The organism is Rhodanobacter sp. TND4EL1, assembly GCF_054061035.1.
This window is the reverse complement of record NZ_JBSSDT010000002.1, coordinates 477,254-498,530: the sequence shown is the minus strand read 5'-3', so window position 1 is coordinate 498,530 and position 21,277 is coordinate 477,254. Positions and strand designations below refer to the sequence as shown.

16 protein-coding genes are annotated in these 21,277 nt (G+C 65.8%); 6 read left to right on the top strand and 10 right to left on the bottom strand.

The annotated features are described in order from the left end of the window. Positions 1-56: 56 nt before the first annotated feature. On the bottom strand, positions 57-680 hold the full coding sequence (locus ACVWWQ_RS08855) for an arylesterase (protein WP_133948012.1): 624 nt from the start codon (positions 678-680) through the stop codon (positions 57-59). Between ACVWWQ_RS08855 and ACVWWQ_RS08850 the strand changes: the two genes are divergently transcribed. The 3 genes from ACVWWQ_RS08850 to ACVWWQ_RS08840 are packed head-to-tail and all read left to right on the top strand — an operon-like array spanning position 679 to position 5,033. Further along, the gene (locus ACVWWQ_RS08850; RefSeq protein WP_133948014.1) at positions 679-1,377 is read left to right on the top strand and encodes an ATP-binding cassette domain-containing protein; all 699 of its coding nucleotides are present in this window, start codon (positions 679-681) and stop codon (positions 1,375-1,377) included. The two genes, ACVWWQ_RS08855 and ACVWWQ_RS08850, sit on opposite strands and share 2 nt — an antisense overlap. Next, a complete protein-coding gene (locus tag ACVWWQ_RS08845) occupies positions 1,374-3,851 on the top strand; it encodes an FtsX-like permease family protein (protein WP_133948016.1) in 2,478 nt (825 codons plus the stop codon). Before ACVWWQ_RS08850 ends, ACVWWQ_RS08845 begins: the two co-directional genes overlap by 4 nt. Positions 3,852-3,911: 60 nt before the next feature. Continuing rightward, positions 3,912-5,033, top strand: a complete 1,122-nt coding sequence (locus ACVWWQ_RS08840; RefSeq protein WP_133948018.1) for an SLC13 family permease — start codon at positions 3,912-3,914, stop codon at positions 5,031-5,033. Positions 5,034-5,125: 92 nt separating this feature from the next. Here the strand turns inward: ACVWWQ_RS08840 and ACVWWQ_RS08835 are convergent, their stop codons facing one another. Then, complete coding sequence (locus ACVWWQ_RS08835; protein WP_133948020.1) at positions 5,126-5,902, bottom strand: DUF4097 family beta strand repeat-containing protein; 777 nt, start codon at positions 5,900-5,902, stop codon at positions 5,126-5,128. Between the two features lie 146 nt (positions 5,903-6,048). Between ACVWWQ_RS08835 and ACVWWQ_RS08830 the strand changes: the two genes are divergently transcribed. Continuing rightward, positions 6,049-6,540, top strand: a complete 492-nt coding sequence (locus ACVWWQ_RS08830; protein WP_099652562.1) for a hypothetical protein — start codon at positions 6,049-6,051, stop codon at positions 6,538-6,540. A 54-nt stretch (positions 6,541-6,594) separates the two neighbouring features. Here the strand turns inward: ACVWWQ_RS08830 and mazG are convergent, their stop codons facing one another. From mazG to ACVWWQ_RS08805, 5 genes are all read right to left on the bottom strand, one after another. Further along, positions 6,595-7,407 (bottom strand): nucleoside triphosphate pyrophosphohydrolase, encoded by an 813-nt coding sequence (mazG, locus tag ACVWWQ_RS08825; protein ID WP_133948022.1) that lies wholly within the window; start codon positions 7,405-7,407, stop codon positions 6,595-6,597. Between the two features lie 93 nt (positions 7,408-7,500). Next, positions 7,501-8,313, bottom strand: a complete 813-nt coding sequence (cysQ, locus tag ACVWWQ_RS08820; RefSeq protein WP_133948024.1) for a 3'(2'),5'-bisphosphate nucleotidase CysQ — start codon at positions 8,311-8,313, stop codon at positions 7,501-7,503. Continuing rightward, the gene (gene nudE, locus ACVWWQ_RS08815) at positions 8,310-8,867 is read right to left on the bottom strand and encodes an ADP compounds hydrolase NudE (RefSeq protein WP_099652565.1); all 558 of its coding nucleotides are present in this window, start codon (positions 8,865-8,867) and stop codon (positions 8,310-8,312) included. Before nudE ends, cysQ begins: the two co-directional genes overlap by 4 nt. Before the next feature lie 23 nt (positions 8,868-8,890). Next, complete coding sequence (locus ACVWWQ_RS08810) at positions 8,891-9,667, bottom strand: inositol monophosphatase family protein (RefSeq protein WP_133948026.1); 777 nt, start codon at positions 9,665-9,667, stop codon at positions 8,891-8,893. Between the two features lie 14 nt (positions 9,668-9,681). Next, complete coding sequence (locus ACVWWQ_RS08805; protein ID WP_133948028.1) at positions 9,682-10,467, bottom strand: type II secretion system protein N; 786 nt, start codon at positions 10,465-10,467, stop codon at positions 9,682-9,684. Between the two features lie 66 nt (positions 10,468-10,533). On the opposite strand from ACVWWQ_RS08805, the gene ACVWWQ_RS08800 reads away from it, so the two are divergent. Both ACVWWQ_RS08800 and ACVWWQ_RS08795 read left to right on the top strand, forming a co-directional pair. Further along, positions 10,534-11,913 (top strand): adenosylmethionine--8-amino-7-oxononanoate transaminase, encoded by a 1,380-nt coding sequence (locus ACVWWQ_RS08800; protein ID WP_133948030.1) that lies wholly within the window; start codon positions 10,534-10,536, stop codon positions 11,911-11,913. Between the two features lie 70 nt (positions 11,914-11,983). Next, positions 11,984-12,718 carry a 16S rRNA (uracil(1498)-N(3))-methyltransferase gene (locus ACVWWQ_RS08795; protein ID WP_133948032.1) on the top strand — a complete coding sequence of 245 codons (735 nt, stop codon included), beginning with the start codon at positions 11,984-11,986 and terminating at the stop codon, positions 12,716-12,718. A gap of 21 nt (positions 12,719-12,739) precedes the next feature. On the opposite strand, the gene ACVWWQ_RS08790 is transcribed toward ACVWWQ_RS08795, so the two are convergent. The 3 genes from ACVWWQ_RS08790 to ACVWWQ_RS08780 are packed head-to-tail and all read right to left on the bottom strand — an operon-like array spanning position 12,740 to position 21,256. Next, the gene (locus ACVWWQ_RS08790; protein WP_133948034.1) at positions 12,740-13,267 is read right to left on the bottom strand and encodes a chemotaxis protein CheW; all 528 of its coding nucleotides are present in this window, start codon (positions 13,265-13,267) and stop codon (positions 12,740-12,742) included. Next, positions 13,264-15,030, bottom strand: a complete 1,767-nt coding sequence (locus ACVWWQ_RS08785; protein ID WP_133948036.1) for a chemotaxis protein CheB — start codon at positions 15,028-15,030, stop codon at positions 13,264-13,266. The genes ACVWWQ_RS08790 and ACVWWQ_RS08785 overlap by 4 nt, the downstream gene beginning before the upstream one ends. Beyond that, on the bottom strand, positions 15,023-21,256 hold the full coding sequence (locus ACVWWQ_RS08780; RefSeq protein ID WP_133948038.1) for an Hpt domain-containing protein: 6,234 nt from the start codon (positions 21,254-21,256) through the stop codon (positions 15,023-15,025). The genes ACVWWQ_RS08785 and ACVWWQ_RS08780 overlap by 8 nt, the downstream gene beginning before the upstream one ends. Positions 21,257-21,277 lie beyond the last annotated feature (21 nt).

Below are 21,277 nucleotides of genomic sequence, written 5' to 3'. Positions count from 1 at the left end.
GGGGTGAGAGTAACGTGAAATCACCCAGGCTTATTCATAACCTGTTTGGTTTGGCCTCAGCGCAACAACGGCCGCAGAGCCTTCCACACCGTTTGCAGCACCTCGGGTTCCGCGCCAGCGACCGGATGCAAGCCGTCGGCCTGCATCTTTTCGGGATCCAGAGCGACTCCCTCGAGGAGGAATGGCACCAACGCCGTGTCATGGCTGCGGGCCAACTCTGTGTAGATCGAACGCAGGCCATCGCGGTATTGCGGGCCGTAGTTCACCGGCAATTCGATACCGACCAGCAGCACGCGCACTTTCACCTGATGCGCCGCCACGAGCATCGCCTCCAGATTCGCGCGCAGCTCCGGCAGTGGCAGGCCGCGCAGGCCATCGTTGGCGCCCAGCTCGATGATCAGCACGGCAGGCCGGTACTTCGTCAGCAGCGCGGGCAGGCGATGGCGTCCGCTCAACGAGGTTTCGCCGCTGATGCTGGCATTGACCGCGGCCCACTTCGGCACCATGTTGGACAGACGCGCATCCAGCAGATGCACCCAGCCTGACTCGACCGGAATGTTGTGCGCGGCCGACAGCGAATCACCCAGCACCAACACGGTCTTCGGCGCGGCGGCATGCGCCACGCCGAGCCAGCCCAGCAGCAACCCGCAACACAACCACCAGCCAAGGCTTCGACGCATGAGTGATTCTTCCCAGCCGCTTCTTGAAGCCCGCGATGTTAGCAAGTCGGTCGAGGGTCCCGAGGGACGACTGGACATTCTGGACCAGGTCAGCCTGCAGATCCGCCCCGGCGAGAGCTTCGCCATCGTCGGCGCCTCCGGTTCCGGCAAGACCACCCTGCTCGGCCTGCTGGCGGGGCTGGACACGCCAAACAGCGGCAGCATCTTGCTCGACGGACATCCACTGGAGACGCTCGACGAAGAAGCGCGCGCCGATCTGCGCCGCCGCCTGGTCGGCTTCGTGTTCCAGTCGTTCCACCTGCTGCCGGCGCTGACTGCCGAAGAAAACGTGATGCTGCCGCTGGAGCTGGAGGGCAGCAACGATGCGCGCTCGCGCGCTCGCGCAGCGCTGGAAGCGGTGGGCCTGGGCGCGCGCCGCCGGCACTATCCGGCACAACTTTCCGGCGGCGAGCAGCAGCGCGTGGCGATCGCCCGCGCGTTCGTGCACCGCCCGCGCGTGCTGTTCGCCGACGAACCCACCGGCAATCTCGACCAGCGCACCGGTCACCACATCTGCGACCTGCTGTTTGCACTCAACCGCGACCATCAAACTACCCTGGTGCTGGTCACTCACGATGCAACCCTGGCCGAACGCTGTGATCGACACATCGAGCTGGAAGAAGGCCGCGTGTTGATGGCGCGCGAGGATCACGCGTGAACTTGCTGCGTCTGTCCCTGCGCAGCCTGCGCCGCGAGTGGCATTTGCCCGAACTGCGCACGCTGGCCGCGTCGCTGGTGCTGGCCGTTGTCGCACTCGGCGTGGTGGCCACGCTGGCCACCCGGATCGAGCGCGGCATGCTGGCCAGCGCCGCCGAACTGATCGGCGGCGACATCGGCATCGCCTCACCACAGGCGCTCCCACCGACTTATGCCGACCAGGCACGCGAGGACGGCCTGCAACTCGCCCGCACCGCAAGCTTCCCCAGCGTGGCGTTTGCCCACGAGCAGACCCAGTTGCTCGACGTGCAGGCGGTCGATGCCCATTACCCGTTGCGCGGCACGCTGGAGCTCGCCGGTGCCACCACACGCGCAAACTCGGGACCCGCGTCAGGCGAGGTCTATCTCGACCATCGCGCCCTGATCGCGCTGGGCCTGAAAGTGGGCCAGCCGCTGCAACTGGGCGGACGCGAACTGACCATCGCCGCCGAGCTGGTCCGGCAACCCGATGGCGGCGAACTGCTGGCGCTGGCGCCGCGCGCCCTGATGAATCTGGCCGATGCCGAACAAGCCGGTTTGCTCGGTGTGGGCAGTCGCGCCCGCCATCGTCTGCTGCTGGCCGGCCCGCCGACGGCCGTGCAGCGCTGGCGCGACTGGGCGCAATCGACCAGCTTGCCGCAGGGCGCCCGATTGATCACGCCCGAGCAGACCCAGGAACGGATGCGCAGTGCATTCGACCGGGCCGGTGCCTTCCTGCGTTTGACGGCCCTGCTTTCCGCCTTGCTGGCCGGCATCGCGATCGCGTTGTCGGCGCAGCGCTACGCGCGTCGCAAGACCGCCGAAGTCGCCTTGCTGCGCGCGCTGGGCACGCCGCGCCGGCGCGTGCTGGCACTGTTGCTGGGCACGCTTGCGGCATTGGCCGTGCCGGCGACTTCGCTCGGCATCGTATTGGCGCTGGGGCTGTCCCAACTGGCCTGGCTGCTGGCGAGTCAGCTGTTCGGCAATGTACCGACCCTGCTGCCGCTGATGCCGTCGTTCGCGACAGCGGCGATGGGCGTCGCGGTGCTGGTCGGCTTTGCCCTGCCACCGCTGGCCCGGCTGGCCGAGGTGCCACCGGTGGCGGTGTTCCGACAGAGCGTGCAGCGACGGGTACGCCGCTTCGACGCGCTGTACCTGATACCGGTGCTGGTCGCGCTGGGCCTGATCTGGAGTCAAAGCAATTCGCTCAAGCTGGCCGGCATCCTCGCCGCCAGCCTGCTCGGCGTGGCGCTGATCGCGGCGCTGCTGGCCGCCGCGTTGTTGTGGCTGGCGCGGCGTATCGCGCCCGGCGTGCATCCCGCTCTCCGTCTGGGTCTGTCGGCACTGGCGCGGCGTCCCGCGCTCAGCGTGATCCAGGCCACCGCGCTCAGCCTTGGCCTGTGCGCACTGCTGTTGCTGGCCGTGGTGGCACCGGCCCTGCTGCAGGGTTGGCGGCAGGAACTGCCGGCGAATGCACCGAACTGGTTTGCGCTGAACTTGCAGGATGATCAGCGCGCGGGATTTGCGCAGGCGCTCGCCGCCAACGGTGGCGATCAGTTGAACATGCTGCCGCTGGCCGTCGGCAAGCTCACCGCAATCAACGGCCGGGCGATCGATCAGCTGCATTTCGACGATGAGCGCGCGAAGGACTGGGCCGATCGCCAGTTGCGCTTGTCCTGGTCCGCGGAACTGCCGCCGGCGAACGAGGTGGTTGCAGGGCACTGGCAAGGCGCGCACCCGGACCGTGCCGAGGTGTCCGTCGACACCATGTGGCGCGACATGTTCGGCCTGAAGCTGGGCGACACGATGAGTTTCGATGTTGGCGAGGGACGCATCGACGCCACCGTGAGCAGCGTGCGCAAGGTCGACTGGAGCTCGTTCCGGGTCAACTTTTTCCTGCTGCTGGATCCGGCCCACGCCAGCGAGCTGCCGCATAGCTGGCTGGCCAGTTTCCACTTGTCTTCCGGGCATGCGACGCAACTGGCGAAACTGTCGCGCGAGTACTCGAACCTCAGCCTGGTCGATGTCGACTCACTGCTCGACCGCGTTCGCGAAATCATCGACCGGGTCGGCAACGCCGTGCGCTGGATTCTCGGCTTCAGCCTGCTGGCCGGCGCCCTGGTGCTGGCCGCAGCACTCGCCGCCAGTGCCGCGGAAAGACGCCACGAAGCGGCCCTGCTGCGCACGCTGGGCGCACGTCGCGCGCAATTGCGGGTGGCCGCCGCCTGCGAATTCGCCCTGCTCGGCCTGGTCGCCGGATTGACGGCGGCACTCGGCGCGGCCGGGGCCGGGCTGTGGCTGGGCCGTGCCGTATTCCATGTCGCGAGCTTCATGCCGCCGCTCGTGCCACTGGCGCTGGCGGCACTGGCGGCAGGCTTCGTGGTGATGCTGCTGGGCCTGGCCGGCACGCGCAAGGTCAGTCGCACACCACCGATGCGCTTGCTGCGCGAAGGCTGAGCCGGCCTCCACCGCGCGACTGATAAAGTTGTGCCGTCATTAGCCCTGCGGACCACCCTGATGTTGGCAAGCCGAACGCGACAGCGCCTCAGGGAGGAATGGTTGTTATGGCTGTTCGCGAGCCTGGCGATCGCACTGGCGGTGTTCGATCCGCAGCCTTGGGCGAACTACCGACGCTGGCTGCAACTGCCCACCCTGGCGGGCCTGACCGGGCTGCTGATCGCGATCCAGGGCATCCGCGACAGCGGGCTGGTCCAGCATGCCGCCGTGGCCGTGGTGGCGCGAGCACATTCGCTGCGCAGTCTGGGCCTGTTGCTGGTCGCGGCGACCGCCGTGCTGTCGATGGTGCTGACCAACGACGTGAGCCTGTTCCTGATCGTGCCGCTGACGCTGGCGATCGGCAGTGTCTCGAACCTGCCGGTGCTGCGCATGGTGGTGCTGGAGGCGCTGGCGGTGAATGCGGGCTCCACGCTCAGCCCGATCGGCAATCCGCAGAACCTGTTGTTGTGGCAACACTCGCAACTTCCGTTCCTGCACTTCGTCGCGGCGATGTTGCCCGCGGCGACCGTGATGCTGGCCCTGGTGGCGCTATTCACCTGGCTGTGGCTGCCGCGTGATCGCGTGGCACTGACCGCGGAGCGGATCGACGGCGCGGTGACCTCCGCCCGGCTCGGCGGATGGTCGATGGCCGCCCTCGCCGGCATGGTGCTTCTGATGGAATACGGCCACGCTCCGCTGGGTGCCGGCTTGTTGCTGGTGCTGTTCGCGCTGCTGGCGCGCTCAAGCCTGGGCCGGATCGACTGGCTGCTGCTGGCGACGTTTGCCGCCATCTTCCTGGGGTTGGGTCATTTCGCCGAACTGTCCTGGGTGCAGCATGCGCTGGACCGGCTCGACTTCCAGCAGCCGTTGACCGTGTACGTCAGCGGCATCGTCGCCGCGCAACTGATGAGCAATGTACCGGCAACGGTGCTGTTGCTGGAGCGCGCGCCGAATCCGATGGCGCTGGCGGTCGCGGTGAACGTGGGCGGCTTCGGCGTGGCGATCGGTTCACTGGCAAACTTGATCGCCCTGCGTCTGGCGAAGCAGCCGCACGGCCTGCGGCTGCTGCATCGGGTGTCGATTCCATTCCTGCTGGTCTGCGCGCCATTGGTGTACCTGACGTGGCGCTGGTTCAACATGTAGGAGCCCGCTCGCGGGCGATGCTCCTGCCTTGATCGACCACAAAGGGAGCATCGCCCGCGAGCGGGCTCCTACGGTTTGGCGGGGCCTATCTGTCAATCGTCGTCGCGCGGCACGCTGACCTTGCCTTTCACGCCGGAGTGGCTGACGTCGCCGCTACCCTTGGCGCCCAGGCTCAAGTCACCACCGACACCACTGACGTCCAGATCGCCGGAGCCCAGCGTGTCGGCGTGCACGCTGCCGCCCACGTTGCCCAACGTGACATCCCCCGAGCCGATGCTGCCGATGCGGGCGTCACCCTTGATGCCTTTGGCCTTGAAGTCGCCCGAGCCGACCGAGCCGAGGTCGAGGCTGCCGATGTCGGTGGCATCGATATCGCCCGAGCCCACGCTGGCTGCCAGCTTGCCTGACAGCTGACGCACGTGCAGATCGCCCGAGCCCACGTTGGCCTGCAACTGCTGCATGCCGCTGACGTCCGCGTCACCGGAACCCACGCGCAAGGTCACCGGCAGGCTGGCCGGCAATTGCATGGTGACGTCGAGGCTGGCGTAGGAGTTGCCGCCGAACAGGCTGAAATTGAAACCGCCATCGCTGCCGATGTCGATCAGCAACTGGTCGCCGTCGCGGCGCTGGGTGACCTGCAACTTGTCCAGCACCGCCTGGCTCGATGCGCAGGCACGGCCGGTCAGGCTCGCGGCCTTGCCGTTGTCGCTGCCGGTCAGGTGGAGATCCTGGCTGTGCACATCGATCTGGATGCCGTGCACGCCAGCGAGGTCGAGCTGCAGATTGCGCGGCGCCTCGTATTTGCACGGGCTGGCGGCTAAACAGGCGATCGGGGCGAGCAGCAGGGCTGCAGCAAGAAGGCGGCGCATGGAACTCTCCTGGATGGTTGGAGCGGAAGGATCTGTAGCAGTTGGGATGCAGCTGCCGACGAAAGGGTTGCAAGGATGCGCAACGCTCAGGTCAACCCGTCGGCGCCGACCGCGTTCTTGTCGAGTACCTCTCACGGAGACAAACCATGCATCGCAAGACCGTGCTCGCTTCCACGCTGGCCCTGCTGATCGCCGGATCATCCTCGTTCGTGATGGCGCAAAATACGCCGCCTCCGCCCTCCGCGCCGCATGCGATGGCCGGCAAAGACATGCAATCCGCCCACGGCGATCGCGCACACGGCATGCCGTGGCATCACGCCGATCGCCAGCGCGGCGGCGTGATCGGTGACCTGCGAGGACTGGAGCGCCTGTACATGCAATCCGGCCGCAGCAAGGACATGACTGCGGTCTACAACGACGTACTGGCCAAGTCGCAGGACCCGCGCGTGCGCGACTACGTCTATCACCGCCTGGCTCGCCTGCAGTCCCAGCCGGCCAACGTGGACCAGGCGATTGCCACCCTGCGCAAGGGACTGGACGAAAGCCTGGCAAACGAGGCGAAGATGCGGGCCGACCGCGAAACGATGCGCGCCAACTGGCAGCAGCGGGCTGACAAATCCGTCCCACCGGCCAAGTGATTTCTTGCTGATACGCACTACCGGCGGCGCGATGGTTTCGACCATCGCGCCGCTTCAGTTCCCGGGTTCGGCCTGCTTGGCGCGCTGCCAGAGCAGCTCCTGCTGCGCCAGCGTGCAGTCGGCGAAAGCGTTGCCATCGGCCGCCGCCAGCTGTTCCATCTGCCGAAAGCGGCGTTCGAACTTCGCGTTGGCATGACGCAGGGCTTCAGAGAAATCCACGCCGGCATGGCGTGCCAGGTTCACCATCACGAACAGCACGTCACCGATTTCATCCTGCAAACGTGCGGGATCGGAGCCGTTGGCAAACTCCACGCGCACCTCCTCCACTTCCTCGACCAGCTTTTCCAGCACGGGAGCGGGACCGGGCCACTCGAAACCGGTGGCGGCGGCGCGCTGCTGCAGTTTGTGCGCGCGCTTCCATTCCGGCAGCCCGCTCGAGATGCCGGCCAGCGCACTGTCATCGGCCGCGCCGCCCTTCTCCGCCCGCTCGGCGGCCTTGATCTGCTCCCATGCCTGCATCTGTTCGGCCAGATCGGCGTAACGCGTGTCGCCGAACACATGCGGATGACGACGCAACATCTTCTCGCTGATCGCATGCGCGACATCAGCGAATTCAAACAATCCCTGCTCGGCCGCCATCTGCGCGTGGAAGACCACCTGCAGCAGCAGGTCGCCCAGTTCGTCGCACAAGTCGGTCCAGTCCTGCCGATCGATCGCATCGGCGACCTCGTAGGCCTCCTCGATCGTGTAGGCGGCAATCGAGGCGAAATCCTGCTTCACGTCCCACGGGCAACCCGTCTCCGGGTCGCGCAGGCGCGCCGTGATCGCCAGCAAGTCGTCCAATGTGTGGCGGCTCGATTCACTCATGCCGCGACCAAACCCGAGACTGCCGGAAGAACTTCTCCCTGCAGGAAAGAAGGCAGGAATGAGTAGTCATGCCACACGGAACGTCCAACGAAATCACGCGTGCATCTCCCGCAACCGTGCGGCCCAGTCCACCGTGCGATCACCCACCGCGATGAACTCCGGATTGAGCAATGACTCGCCGCGGTTGTAGCGAAACGGCTGACCGGCCAGGTCGAGTACCGCGCCGCCGGCTTCGTCCAGCACGCATTGCGCGGCGGCGGTGTCCCACTCGCTGGTCAGGCCGAGGCGCAGATAGACGTCCGCATCCCCGCGCGCAATCAGGCAGAACTTCAGCGACGAACCCAGCGGAATCATCTGATAGTCGTTGCCGAGCAGTTGCTGCAAGGCGTCGCCCTGAGCACCGCCATGCGAGCGGCTGCCGGCCACCGTCGCTGGTTGGCCCAGCGGTCGCGCGTGGATACGCCGCCACTGGCCTTCAGCCTGCGTCTGCAGCCAGGCACCCTGTCCCCGTGCGGCCACGTACAGCTCGCCGGTCACCGGCGCCAGCACCACGCCCAGCACGCTGCGACGATCATCGATCAGCGCGATGTTGACGGTGAACTCGCCATTGCGTTTGACGAACTCGCGGGTGCCGTCGAGCGGATCGACCAGCCAGTAACGCATCCAGTGCTGGCGCTCGGACCATGGTCGCGCCTTTGCCTCTTCCGACAGCACCGGCAACTGTTCCCCGAGCATGGTCAGGCCGGCCATGATGACTTGCTGCGCGGCGAGGTCGGCGGCGGTCAGCGGCGAGGCGTCATCCTTCGTCTGCACCGCGAAATTGCTGTGGTAGACGTCGAGAATCGCCGCTCCGGCGTCGCGCGCAATCGCACCGATCCGGCGCGCCAGTTCCGGTGGCATGCTCATGTCCGCTGAAAACGCCCGGCGAGATATTCGCGTGCCATGAACAGGGCGGCGATCGAACGCCCTTCGGTCACGTCATCACGCCCCAGCAGGGTATGCAGCTCGGACATTTTCCACGGCACCACTTCGAGCTCTTCCGGCTCGTCGCCCACCAGCTTCTCGGGATACAGATCCTGTGCCAGCACCACGTGCGCCATGTGCGTCATGTACGACGGTGACAGCGACAGGTTGTGCAGGATCTTCAATTTGTGCGCGCCGTAGCCGATCTCCTCCTTCAGCTCGCGCTCGGCCCCCTGTTCGGCCGTTTCGTCCTGATCAAGACGGCCCTTCGGCAGTCCCAGCTCGTAGCGCCCGACGCCGCCGCCGTATTCGCGCACCAGCAGCACCGTGTCGTCGTCCAGCATCGGCACGATGATTACCGCGCCCAGCCCGCTGCCCTTCAGTCGCTCGTAGGTGCGCCGCACGCCGTTGGAGAACTCCAGGTCGAGTTGCTCCACGTGCAGGAAGTGGCTGTCGGTGACGTCGCGGGTCGCGTGGATGATCGGTAGCTTTTGCATCCGATCATTCTAGCTCGCAGCGATCAACGCCGCAGGCGCTGCAGGGCCTGTGCATGGATCGACGGCGTGCCGGCCAGCACGCTGCGCGTATCCAGCGTCAGCTCCCCGCCATCCAGATCGGTGAATACGCCGCCGGCTTCGCGCACGATCACCGCCAGCGCGGCGATGTCGAGAATGTTCACGTCCGACTCGATCACCAGATCCAGGCTGCCGCGCGCCAGCAGGTGGTAGTGGCAGAAATCACCGTAACCGCGGATCCGGTTGCTTTCCCGGATCAGCGCACCCAGCGCATCCCAGCGCGAGTCGCCGGTGAGCGTCTTGATGTTGCCGGTGGAGATCGACGCCTCGCCGATGCCATCGGTGCCGGCCACGCGCACGCGCTCGCCATCAAGCCAGGCCCCCTGGCCAGCGCTGGCCCACATGGTTTCCCCGTAGATCGGCGCGCTGGACACGCCAAGCACCAGGGCGTCACCGTCCATCAAGGCGATCTGGGTGGAGAAGAACGGCGTGCGGCGCACGAAGCTCTTGGTGCCATCCAGTGGATCGACCAGCCACAGCAGGCCACCGCGTTCGCCCTCCAGGCCAAACTCTTCACCATAGATCGACGCCTGCGGCAGCGCCGCCTGCAGGATCCGCCGGATGGCCTGCTCGGCTTCGCGGTCGGCCACGGTGACCGGGGTGGCGTCGGGCTTCAGCTCCACCTCCACCCCACGACGCCAGTAATGACGGATCACCTCGGCTGCTGCCGCAGCGGCTTCGCGGGCGGCAGTCAGGGCGGTGGTGGCGATCTCGGGGGTCATTCGTCTCGGTTCCTTCAATGAGTGGGCAGCGCCGGCGTGCTGCCAGCCAGGCCACCGTGGCGTTGGATATGCACGCTTCCATCGGAAGCCGGCGTACCGAGTTTGGCCAGCCAGTGCTGCAGGGCAGGGTCCGGCTGGCGGGCGCGCAAGGTGGCGTCCAGTCGCCAGCCAAGCGGGCTGAATTGCAGATCGCCGGCGAGCTGCAATGGCCCACGGCCGGCATCATGCAACTGCGCGCGGACGACTCCACCGCTCGCCTGCACCGTTGACTTCAGTTCACCCAGCGCCACGTCGCCACCGGCGGTGCGCATGACCGCGTCACGCCATGTCGCACTCGCCTCCATGTCCATCGGCCACCCGGCGCGCAACATGGCATGCGGGATCGACACTTGCCACTGGCCACGCGGCTGCCCCCAAGGCGTCGACATTCGGTGACCGAACGCCGTCGCGTCCAGCCGAACGCTGGTCTCGCGCAGCGCCGTCTGATCGTCCGGCAAGCGTTCCAGTTCGGAGGAGAACATCAGTTGCGGTCCGTCCAGATTCAGCTGCAGGCGCGGATGGCCCAGCAAGGCCCGACGCGACAATTGCCACTGCAACCGACCAAGCGTTTGCGCATCAGCGGTCACCACCGCATTGGCCCGCCCGTTCCACACGCTGCCGCTGACCTGCTGCAGCTGGATGCCATGCAGCCGGGGCTCGATCCAGGGCAGTGCCCAACGCGCCGGCAGGAACCACAGCAACGCTGCAGCCAGCATCAGCAACAGGACGAAAACAACCAGGACCTTTCGCAAGAACTTCAAACGGCTATTCCAGAAATGAATGGCAGCGGACTTGAGCGTCCGCCCCGCTGCACCGATCATAGCCGGATGAACAATCCCGCAAACGGCAACAGCGTGCTCGCAGCGCGCGACCTGCGCCATGTATGGCACCCATGCACCCAGATGCACGATCACGACCCGGCCGGCAATGGCGGCGTCCCGATGCTCCCGATCGTGCGCGGCGAAGGAGCCTGGCTGATCGATGCCGAGGGCCGGCGCTATCTCGACGGCATCAGTTCCTGGTGGACCAATCTGTTCGGCCATGCGAATCCGCGCATCGCCGAAGCGCTTGCCGACCAGGCACGCACACTGGAACACGTGATCTTCGCCGGCTTCACGCACGAGCCGGCGATCGCGCTGGCCGAGCAGCTGGTGGCGATCACCCCGCCCGGGCTCGACCGGGTGTTCTACGCAGACAACGGTTCGTCGGCGATCGAAGTGGCGTTGAAGATGAGCTTTCACTACTGGCTCAATCGCGGCCATGGCGAGAAGACGCGCTTCATCGCACTCACTGGCAGCTATCACGGCGAGACCCTGGGCGCCTTGTCGGTCAGCGACGTGGCGCTGTATCGCAAGACCTATGCGCCGCTGCTGCTTACCCCGTTCCTGGCGCCATCTCCGGACGCCTACGAAGGCGAGCCCGGCGAATCGCCCGAGCAGGCCGCCCGGCGTGCGCTGCATGCGCTACGCGCGCTGCTTGAGCGGCATGCCCACGAAACCTGTGCGGTGATCGTCGAACCATTGGTGCAATGCGCCGGCGGCATGCGCATGTATCACGCCAGCTATCTGACCGGGCTGCGCGCACTGTGCGATGAATTCTCCGTGCATTTCATTGCCGACGAAATCGCCGTCGGCTTCGGCCGTACCGGCACGCTGTTCGCGTGTGAACAGGCCGGGATATCGCCGGACTTCATGTGCCTGTCCAAGGGACTGACCGCCGGATTCCTGCCACTGTCCGCGGTACTGACCAGCGAAACGGTCTATCAGGCGTTCTATGCCGAATACAACGCCGGCAAGGCATTCCTCCATTCACACAGTTACACGGGCAACCCGCTGGCGTGCCGGGTTGCGCTGGAGACGCTGGCCATCTTCCGCGATGAGCCGGTGCTCGAACGCAATCGCCAGCTTGCCGCCCACCTCGGGAACCGGCTGGAAGCGTTGCGCGATCACCCGCACGTGGCCGACATCCGCCAGACCGGCATGATCGCGGCGATCGAGCTGGTGGCCGACAAGGCCAGTCGAACGCCGTTCCCGGCGCAGGACCGTCGAGGGCTGCGTGTCTATCTGCACGGCTTGCAGCACGGCGTGCTGCTGCGCCCGCTCGGCAATGTGATCTATTTCATGCCGCCCTACGTGGTCACCGAGAGCGAAATCGACCTGCTGGTGGACACTGCCATGGCCGGGATCGAGCGCGCTGTCAGCGACTGATCGCCAGCTTGCTGCTGGCGTGCCATGCCTCGCGTTATGCTGGCCGACCGCTCTTCACAAGTCTCATCCCATGCGCACGATCCGTATCCATGTCGACCAGCCCCTCGACATTTCGCAGGAAATCGAGCTGCCGGCCCAGGCCGCCGAGCATGTGGGGCGTGTACTGCGGATGCAATCCGGCGATCCGCTCACCGTGTTCAACGGCGACGGGCACGACTACGCCACGGTCATCGTGGCGATGGGCAAACGCGAGCTCAGGGTGAGGGTGGAGGCGAAGCTTGCCGTGCAGAACGAATCACCACTTCCGCTGACCCTCGCGCAGGGCGTGGCACGCGGTGAAAAGATGGATCTGATCGTGCAGAAGGCGACGGAACTGGGCGTTGTTCGCATCGTCCCGCTGCTGACCGAGCGCTCCGAAGTGAAACTGGACCCGGTTCGGGCCGAGAAGCGCCTGGCGCACTGGCGCGCGGTGGCCGCCAGTGCTTGCGAGCAATGCGGGCGGGCGAGGCTGCCGCTGATCAGCCCGGCCCAATCGCTGGGGGCCTGGCTAGCAGAACTTGTCGACGATGGCGCGCTGCGCCTTGCCTTGTTGCCGCAAGCCAGCCGTTACACGCGCGAGTTGCAGTTCGGCGCCGCCGGGGGTCTGCTGGTTGTCGGCCCGGAAGGTGGCCTGGGTGAACGCGACATTGGCGCGCTTTCTCAGGCCGGCTTCGAAGGGTTGCGACTGGGGCCACGGATCCTGCGCACCGAAACGGCGGGACTCGCCGCAATGGCCGCACTGCAAGCCTTGCACGGCGACGGTTGATTCATCGCCGCCCGGAAGCTGTCAGTCGTTCGTGTCCATCGTCTCGTCGGAAATCGCCGCTTCGGTGGGTTCCGTCAAACCTGTGTCGTCATACAGATCGAGCAGGGTGGCCTCCAGCCACTCCATGTCCGGGATCATCGCCACGTCATCGCGCACCAGCACATGGGCGCGTACGCCTGGGGGCAGCTCCTTGCCGTCGTGAGTGGGAATGATCAGCTCGGCGTTCAACGTCGTCAGGCGCGGAAAGCCCTGGGTCAGGATCGCGATGAACGGCAACTTGGGATTGCCGCCGAGCGCCTTGAGTACCGCCACGCGAACGCTCAGGCCAGCGTCACCGGCCTCGGTGCCTGCCAGCTCCGTGAACGACACCAGCGGAACGCGCCAGCCACGCCACTGGATCCGCCCAAGCAACCAGGCGGGCGCACCAGCCAGCGGCTCCGGCGGGCTCTGGGTGATGACTTCGGCGATATTCGCATTGGGCAACAGCAAACGCTGATTGCCCACCGGCACCAGGACGCAGCGAATTTCACGCGGCAGCGGATCACTCATGGAAACACCTCGATCAGGCGCGCCGCCAATTCATTCGGCGTGCCGGAAAAACTGACCAGTCGTTCGGCAAAGATTCCGCTGACCATGTCAGCAAAATGATCACCGGACGACGACTCTACCCATACCTGACCGCCGCGATCGTGGATCGCCTGAGCTCCGGCCACCGCGTCGTTGCCGCGTCCCGCAAATACGATCGCCAGCGCATCCCGGCCGAACACGCCGGCAGCCATGGTCAGGCTGGCGTCGATCGATGGCCCCTCAACGGAGTCATTGCCGCTCGACTGCAACTCGATGCTGCCGTCACGACGCAAGCGCACCTGTTGTCCCATCGGCACCAGCAACACTTCACCCTTGCCCGCACGGGCGCCTTGCTCAGCCAGGCGCACCGGCAGCTGGCTGTGTAATGCGAACTTGTCTGCCAGCACCACATCGGATTGATCACCCATGTGCTGGGTAAGCAGGAAGGTCAATCCCGTGGTCGAGGGCAACGCACGCAAGAATTCGCAAACGGCGTCAACGCCATCAATGGCGGCGCCCAGGGCGACCACCCGACTCAGGGCACTGCCGAGTTCGTCCAGCACCATCTCGTGGTCGGGCGAGCGCTCATAAGGTTGCGGTGCCACCGCCTCCTCCATGGAGACCAATTCCAGACTCATTGTCGGCTCGACGTCTGCAATGGCGATGTCGGCGTCCGGAGCGAGAAAGTCGGCGGCACTCATTTTTTCGATACCGAACATGCCGGGATCGAGGCTCGCGCCGGACGGTGGCGTCGACTCGACATGATCCTCCACCAGCGCCCACGCGTCCGGGGCGCTTATCGCAGGTGTGCTGGCGGCGGATTCCGGATGCGGCACAGAAGCAGGCTCGGCGGCGACGTCGGCATCTTCCAGCGCGGACAACTCGAGGTGATCGATCTGGAATGCCGGTGGAGTCGTGCTGGACGAAAGCAGCGCCGCAACGTCAGGACCGGACGGGTCCATCGCGACCGCATGCGAGGTGGCCACCGCCGTATCCGCGCCAAAGTCGCCGTCATGCAATGGCGGTGGTTCGACATCTCCGGAGAAACGGAGGCCGGAACCTTCCGCAATGTCGTCTTCGTCCGGCAGCTCACCAGAGGCGAGCAAAGCTTCGAGTTCTGCCGCCAGATTCTCGGAATCGGCCGTCGTGGCGCTTTCGTCCTGACCGACCGCATCGTCGTCGAGAGACAGAAAGTCCTCATCCGCCGCGGCTGCCACTTCAGGCTCCGCCACTGGCATGGTTTCGACGATCGCCGCTTCGCCAGGTGTCTCGCTCAAGGTCGCACCGGCTGCACTGCCCTGCGCCGATTCCGAGGGCTGTGCCACCGCCAAGGCCACCGATGTTTCGACGGCGGGCGCGGCGCTCGGTGTATCAACCAGGCGTGAACCATCCGGTCGTGGCGGGTCGATGTCGCCAGCCGCCAGCACCTTCACCGCGAGATGGCGCGCCCACCGGGCACGATCCCACCCTGCCAGGGTGCGACTTGCCTGCGCGTCATTGAAGACCACGCGGGGGCGCTCGTCGTCGATCACCTCGTACAGATGATCCAGCGCATCATCCGCGCCGTCATCCAGATTGATCACCAACACGTCGGCACCGACCTGCTGCAGCAATTCGCGACTCAGGCTGGACACGCCGCCTTCGTGCACGATGCGTGCGCCTCGTTCCTGCAGCGCCTCGCGGAGCTGGCCAACCAGATCGGTGTCGTCAAACAGCAGGGCAACCGCTGGCGCCATTTCAGTCATGAACCGACTCCGTTGCCCGCTGCTCCAGTACCTCACCGATCTGCACCAGCAGTTCGGCTTCCTGATACGGCTTGCCGAGGTAGCGGTCGACGCCGATGTCGAACGCACGCTGGCGATGTTTGTCGCCACTGCGCGAGGTGATCATGATGATCGGCACGTCGCGCAGCCGCGGGTCGGCCTTCATGTGCGTGGCCAGCTCGTAGCCGTCCATGCGCGGCATCTCTATATCCAGCAGCATCAGGTCCGGCACGCGCTCGTGCAGCTTCTCCAGCGCGTCGACACCATCCTTTGCCGTGCTCACCTCGTACTCGTGGCGTTCCAGCACGCGGCCGGTGACCTTGCGCATGGTGATGGAATCATCGACCACCATCACCAGCGGACGTACCTGAATCTCCTCGATCACCGGTGCCTGCACCGCACTGAGGCCTTCGGACAGTCGCTGGTCGCGACGGATCATGCCGTGACGCACCAGCGGGGCCAGATCGAGAATGATCAGCACCGAGCCATCACCCATGATCGTTGCACCGAGCAGGCCGGGCACCGAGCTGATCTGCGGACCCACCGACTTGACGACGATCTCGCGCGAACCCAGCACTGCGTCGATGCGGATCGCCGCACGCAGGTCGCCGGCGCGGGTAAGCAGCAACGGCTGCTGTTCGTCCTCGGCCGGGAGACCCGGTGGCAGACCGAGCAACTCGGCCAGGTCGTGAATGCCGAACGCCTCGTTGCCGTACTGGAACGACGGTTCGTCCTGGGCCATCAAGGCGGTCAACTCTTCCGGATTGACCCGAGCCACGCCCTGCACGGAGGTCATCGGGATGGCGAACGTCGCCTCGCCGATACGAACCAGAATGGCCTGTGTCACCGCCAGGGTGAACGGCAGGCGCAGGATGAAGGTGGTGCCTTGGCCCTCTTCCGATTCGATCGACAGCGAGCCGCCCAGCTGCTTGATCTCGTTGGCCACCACGTCCATGCCGACGCCGCGTCCGGCCAGCTGGGTCACCTTGCTGGCTGTGGAGAAGCCAGGCTGGGTGATCATCGACAGCAGCTGGTTGTCAGTCGGACGCGTTTCAGCACGCAGCAGGCCGCGTTCGATACCGCGTTTGCGGATCGCTTCGCGATTGAGGCCGCGGCCGTCGTCGCTGACCCGGACGACGACCTCGGTGGCTTCGCGGGCCACCGTGATATGCACCGAACCCTCGACCGGCTTGCCGGCCTTGCGACGCTCGGCCGGGCTTTCGATGCCGTGCGCGATCGCGTTGCGCAGCATGTGCTCGAACGGCGCCTTGATGCGATCGAGCAGATTGCGGTCCATTTCGCCGTGGGCACCGTCCACATAGAGCTGGGCCTGCTTGTGCTCTTCCTGGGCAGCCTGGCGCAACGTACGACGCAGGTTTGGCACCATCGTGTCGAACGGCAGCATGCGCGTGCGCAGCAAGCCGTCCTGCAACTCGGTACTGACCCGCGATTGCTGGATCAGCAGCGTCTCGGCCTGACGGGTAAGTTCATCCAGCATGGTCTGGATGGACACCAGGTCGGACACCGACTCGGCCAGCGCTCGGGAGTACTGCTGCAACTGCGAGTAACGATCGAGCTCGAGCGGATCGAAGACGGTCAGGCCGGCTTCGCGATGCTCGCGCTGGAAGCGCGCAATGATTTGGGCTTCCGTTTCGATTTCCAGCATGCGCAGCTGACTGCGCAGACGCGCCACGGTCTGTTCCAGCTCGACCAGGTTGAAGCGATAACCGGCAACCTGCTGCTCCAGTCGCGAGCGGTAGATCGCCACTTCGCCGGCGTGGTTGACCAGGCTGTCGAGCAGGTCGGCGCGAACGCGGATCTGTTCCTGCGAGGACCGGACTTCCTCCTCCGCCTCGGGCAACAGTTCGGGCAGATCCGCATGTTCCACCGGGTGCGCGACCACCTTCGTGACCACCGGACTGGGCATCACCGCAGCCGTCAGCGAGGCTTCGTCGGCGAATGTGGTCTCGCCGGCCAGCCCCAACAGGTGGTTGATCATGTCCTGTGGATAATCGGACTGCTGACCCTGCGAAACCTGCTGCACCATCGCGTGCAGCTGATCGAAACCGGCCTCCAGTGCAGAGATCAGCGCCCCGGCCTTGGCGGTGTCGCGGATCGGCTTTTCAAGCAGCGTTTCGATCGCATGGCTCAGATCGCCCACGCCCAGCAAACCGGCAATGCGCGCGCCACCCTTGAGCGTATGCAGATCACGTTGAAGTTCTGCCACATGGGACAACTGCGCCGGATCCTCATGCCACTGGGCCAGTACACCATCGGAGTGATCCAGGATTTCGCGCGCCTCGTCGATGAAGACCTCGAGCAGGTCGGCATCGATATGACCGGAACCCGCCAGCGCGTAGCCGGACTCCAGCGGCGGGGCCGAGCTCGTACTCGCCACCGGCTCGGCGGTCGGAGCTTGTTCCGCGGCGGCCTGTTCGGCGGCCAGCTTTTCGGCCGCAGCCTGTTCCACGGCAGCCTGCTCGGCGGCCAGCTTCTCAGCCGCAGCGTGTTCCGCGGCAGCTTGCTCGGCGGCCAGCTTCTCGGCCGCAGCGTGTTCCGCCGCTGCCTGCTCGGCGGCCAGCTTCTCGGCCGCAGCGTGCTCCGCAGCGGCCTGCTCGACTGCCAATTTCTCGGCCGCAGCGTGCTCCGCCGCTGCCTGCTCGGCGACCAGCTTCTCGGCCGCCGCCTGCTCCGCGGCAGCCTGCTCGGCGGCCTGCTTCTCGGCAGCAGCCTGCTCCGCGGCGGCCTGTTCGGCTGCCAATTTCTCGACCGCAGCCTGGTCCGCCGCAGCCTGCTCGGCGGCCAGCTTCTCGGCAGCAGCATGCTCCGCGGCGGCCTGTTCGGCTGCCAATTTCTCGACCGCAGCCTGGTCCGCCGCAGCCTGCTCGGCGGCCAGTTTCTCGGCTGCCGCCTGTTCTTCCGCGACGCGTTCGGCAGCAGCTTGATCAGGAGCGAATGCGTCGAGCGCCGCGGCGAACTGGGCAGTGGCTTCGGCGTGATGCATGTCGTCCGGATGAGCCTCCTGTGTGCCATCGGGCGCTTCGCTGAGCGAAGCCGACACCTGTGAGGCAGCTGCCTCGGCCATCCCGGCCTCGATCGACGCCGACATGAGGCTCTCATCGGTCGCCGCATGGTCATTCCGGACAAAGGCTTCCGGCATGTCGGCATCGTCGAGATGCGGTTCGAACATGACGTGTGGCTTGCGCGACTCGGGGTATGCATCGCGCATGTCGCTGAGCTGTGCGGTCAGCGTGTCCGCATTTGGCAACTGCGGCTCGACAGCGTCGAACTGCGCCATCACGTGGTCGACCACGTCCATCGCCTGGCCCAGCAACCGGACGCCTTCGCGCGGGAGCGGGAGGTTCGCGGCTCGCAGGCGCTTGCACAGCCCTTCCAGCGGCGACAGCAGCTGTGTCAGCAACGGAATGTCGACCATGGCGATCGCGCCGTGCAGCGTGTGCGCCGCGCGAAGCAGCTCTTCGCCCACGGGCAACTCGCCATCGCAGCGCTGGATCGCACCACGAATCGTCTGAAGATACTGAGCCACTTCGCTGCGCAGGATTTCCAGCAGTACCGGGTCCACCGGCGGCATCACCGGCATGGCGATAGCGTGATCCGACGCAAAGGCTTCGTCAGCGGAAGCGTCCGGCACGAGCCCTGCCAGTGCGGCAGCCGGCACCGAATCGGCGGAAACCTCGGTGCGGGGGACACGTCGACGCACGGTGCGACGCACCGTTTCGGTACCCATCGGCGCACTGTCTTCCAGGCGCGCCGACTTGCCCGCAGCCAGTTGTTCCGCGGTACGCATGATCGCGCTGAGGGGCGCACTCGGCTGACCTTCGCCCTTGAGCGCATCGAGCAGCTGGGGCAGCGCCTCGATGGTGTGCCGCACCAGCGCCTGAACATTGGCATCAGGCTGGATGCTGCCGTCGAGCACGCGATTGAGCATGTCCTCGACTTTCCAGGCGAACTCGCCCAGTACGCCGGCACCGACCAGTCGTCCGGAGCCCTTCAGGGTATGGAACGAACGGCGGATGCTGACCAACGAGGATGTCTGCGCCGGATCGGCAAGCCAGTCCTTCTCGGCAGAGCGCAGATTGTCGATCTCTTCCTGCATTTCCTCCAGGAAGATCTCGCGAATGTCGTCATCAATGCCTTCGGCATGGATGTTGAATTGGGTGTTCTCGGCCAGTACGTCGCGCACCGGAACCTGCTCGACCACCTCTTCCTCGACTTCGATCCAGTCGCCTTCCTGATCGTCCGCGTCGCCGCTCTGGAGCATCGACGAGGCGGTGGCCTCGGTCTGGGCCAACCGCAATCCGTCCAGGTCGTGTACCGGTTCGGCGGACGCGCCACTTTCGCCAAGGAACAGGCCGCTCACGTCTTCGCCTGGCAGCAGGCTGACCGACTCGGAAAGCTCCGGATGAGCTTCGCCCAGTGGCATCGCGACCGGCGCGACGAGCTCGGCGGCAGGCACGGAGGCAACCGCGTCGCGCGCTGCGGGCACCGGCCAGTAACCCAGCAGGCCAAGGCTGTGCTCGGCCACGTCGAGTATGTGTTCAAGGCCACCGCGATGTTCGCGCGCTGCCTCGAGGTAATACTCCAATGCAGCCAGTGCGTCGGCGAGATGATCCATCTGCGTGCCGCTGGGCACGCCCCGATCCTGCAACAATTCGTAATCGATGAAGCGACCGACGCCCTGGGCGAGTTCGGCCGGGCGTGGTGAAGAAAGCATGCGCATGGCGCCCGCCACTTCGTTCATCTGTTCCGGCGAACCGGCAAGCCGATCGTGTTCCCAGCCGGATTCGACGAACGCGACGATGGCGTCCTTGACCCGGCCGGTGTTGGCGATCGCTTCCTGCATCAGGGTGGTGACAACGCCGAGCGCTTCGCTGCGCGGCAGTGACTGCATTCCGTCGCCGGAACCCGGCTCGCCTTCGGAGCCCAGGCTTTCGATGTGGTCATCCAGCGATGCCTCGACGTAGAGCAACGCACCGGCGACGTCGAGCAGGGTTTCCTCATCGGCAGCACGCAGGCGATTCGCGATCTCGTCGAGCACGCGGCGCTGCTCGCTGACCACGCGGCGCGGAACCGCCAGCGCCAGCATGCCCAACGTGTCGCCGACACGCTCAAGCACTTCACCCTGAGCGGCCAGCTGGGCCGGGTCGGCATTCTGCTGACGCAGGAACAGATCGAGCGCTTCCTTCACGCGCAACAAATCGTCCTTGAGCGCGCGGGAAACCGAGTCAAGCAAGGCCCGGTTGTGACCGGCCATGGAGCCGCGCGCGTGTTCCAGCTCACCCGCATCCGGCAGCAGCGCATCAAGGCCATAGGTACTGCGCAGCAGATCCATGTGCGGGCTGCGCTGCTTGGCCTGGGCCACGATGTAGAGCAGCCGGCAGGCGACTTCATCCGCCTCGCCACCGCGCAGGCTTTGTTCGCCTTGTTCAATCAACAGGCGGATGTTGCGATCGACCTTGCCGATCAGCTGACGCACTTCACCCGCATGGGCCTTCAATGCCCCCTGTTCCAGGCCCTCCAGCACGCCAGCGGTGATCCACCACAGGCGGCGGCCATGCACGTGATAGCAGCGTGCCGCGATGGCCAGCAGCGTCTTGCGCATGTTGACCAGTTGCGCTGCCGCGTTTTGCCCACGGAACCAGCCAAGCAGTTGTTGCTGGAAGCGCAGGCGCAGATCAGCCAGCTCGGCGCGATGCGCCTCGGCATAGGCCTCGCTCATCGCCGCCGGCGCCTGTTCGGGCAGGAAGGCATCCAGATTGGGGCGGAACATCGCCGATTCGGTCAGCGCTTCCTCACCCCGACTGGCCCGCAGGTCATTGAGCAGCGGCAACAGCACCACGGGTACATCGCGGTGACCGCTGGAGAGCCGTTCCAGGTAGTCGGGCAACTGCATCAAGCCACGCATCAGCGCGGCATAGGCTTCTTCACGCTGGGCGACGTGACTTTCGAGCAAGGCGACGGCGAGGGCTTCCATCTCCGCACTTACCATGGCCGCGCCATACAACTCGACCATCTGCAAGGTGCCTTGCACCTGATGCAAATGATCCGCGCAGGTGCGCATGTAATCGCGCTTGCCTGGATTGTCGACGTAAGACTCCAGCGCCTCGCGGGCGATCGACAAGGTATCGTCGAGCTCCGGCTTGACCCATTGCAGCGTCGTGAAATCGATGTGGTCTTGAAGTCTCATGCGCCTCTCTCAACGGTTGCA

Bases quoted from the DNA above. Each gene is read 5' to 3' on its own strand.
- ACVWWQ_RS08850 (WP_133948014.1), top strand. From the start codon at position 679: ATGAGTGATTCTTCCCAGCCGCTTCTTGAAGCCCGCGATGTTAGCAAG.
- ACVWWQ_RS08855 (WP_133948012.1), bottom strand. From the start codon at position 680: ATGCGTCGAAGCCTTGGCTGGTGGTTGTGTTGCGGGTTGCTGCTGGGC.
- ACVWWQ_RS08840 (WP_133948018.1), top strand. From the start codon at position 3,912: ATGTTGGCAAGCCGAACGCGACAGCGCCTCAGGGAGGAATGGTTGTTA.
- ACVWWQ_RS08835 (WP_133948020.1), bottom strand. From the start codon at position 5,902: ATGCGCCGCCTTCTTGCTGCAGCCCTGCTGCTCGCCCCGATCGCCTGT.
- ACVWWQ_RS08830 (WP_099652562.1), top strand. From the start codon at position 6,049: ATGCATCGCAAGACCGTGCTCGCTTCCACGCTGGCCCTGCTGATCGCC.
- mazG (WP_133948022.1), bottom strand. From the start codon at position 7,407: ATGAGTGAATCGAGCCGCCACACATTGGACGACTTGCTGGCGATCACG.
- cysQ (WP_133948024.1), bottom strand. From the start codon at position 8,313: ATGAGCATGCCACCGGAACTGGCGCGCCGGATCGGTGCGATTGCGCGC.
- nudE (WP_099652565.1), bottom strand. From the start codon at position 8,867: ATGCAAAAGCTACCGATCATCCACGCGACCCGCGACGTCACCGACAGC.
- ACVWWQ_RS08810 (WP_133948026.1), bottom strand. From the start codon at position 9,667: ATGACCCCCGAGATCGCCACCACCGCCCTGACTGCCGCCCGCGAAGCC.
- ACVWWQ_RS08800 (WP_133948030.1), top strand. From the start codon at position 10,534: ATGAACAATCCCGCAAACGGCAACAGCGTGCTCGCAGCGCGCGACCTG.
- ACVWWQ_RS08795 (WP_133948032.1), top strand. From the start codon at position 11,984: ATGCGCACGATCCGTATCCATGTCGACCAGCCCCTCGACATTTCGCAG.
- ACVWWQ_RS08790 (WP_133948034.1), bottom strand. From the start codon at position 13,267: ATGAGTGATCCGCTGCCGCGTGAAATTCGCTGCGTCCTGGTGCCGGTG.
- ACVWWQ_RS08785 (WP_133948036.1), bottom strand. From the start codon at position 15,030: ATGACTGAAATGGCGCCAGCGGTTGCCCTGCTGTTTGACGACACCGAT.
- ACVWWQ_RS08780 (WP_133948038.1), bottom strand. From the start codon at position 21,256: ATGAGACTTCAAGACCACATCGATTTCACGACGCTGCAATGGGTCAAG.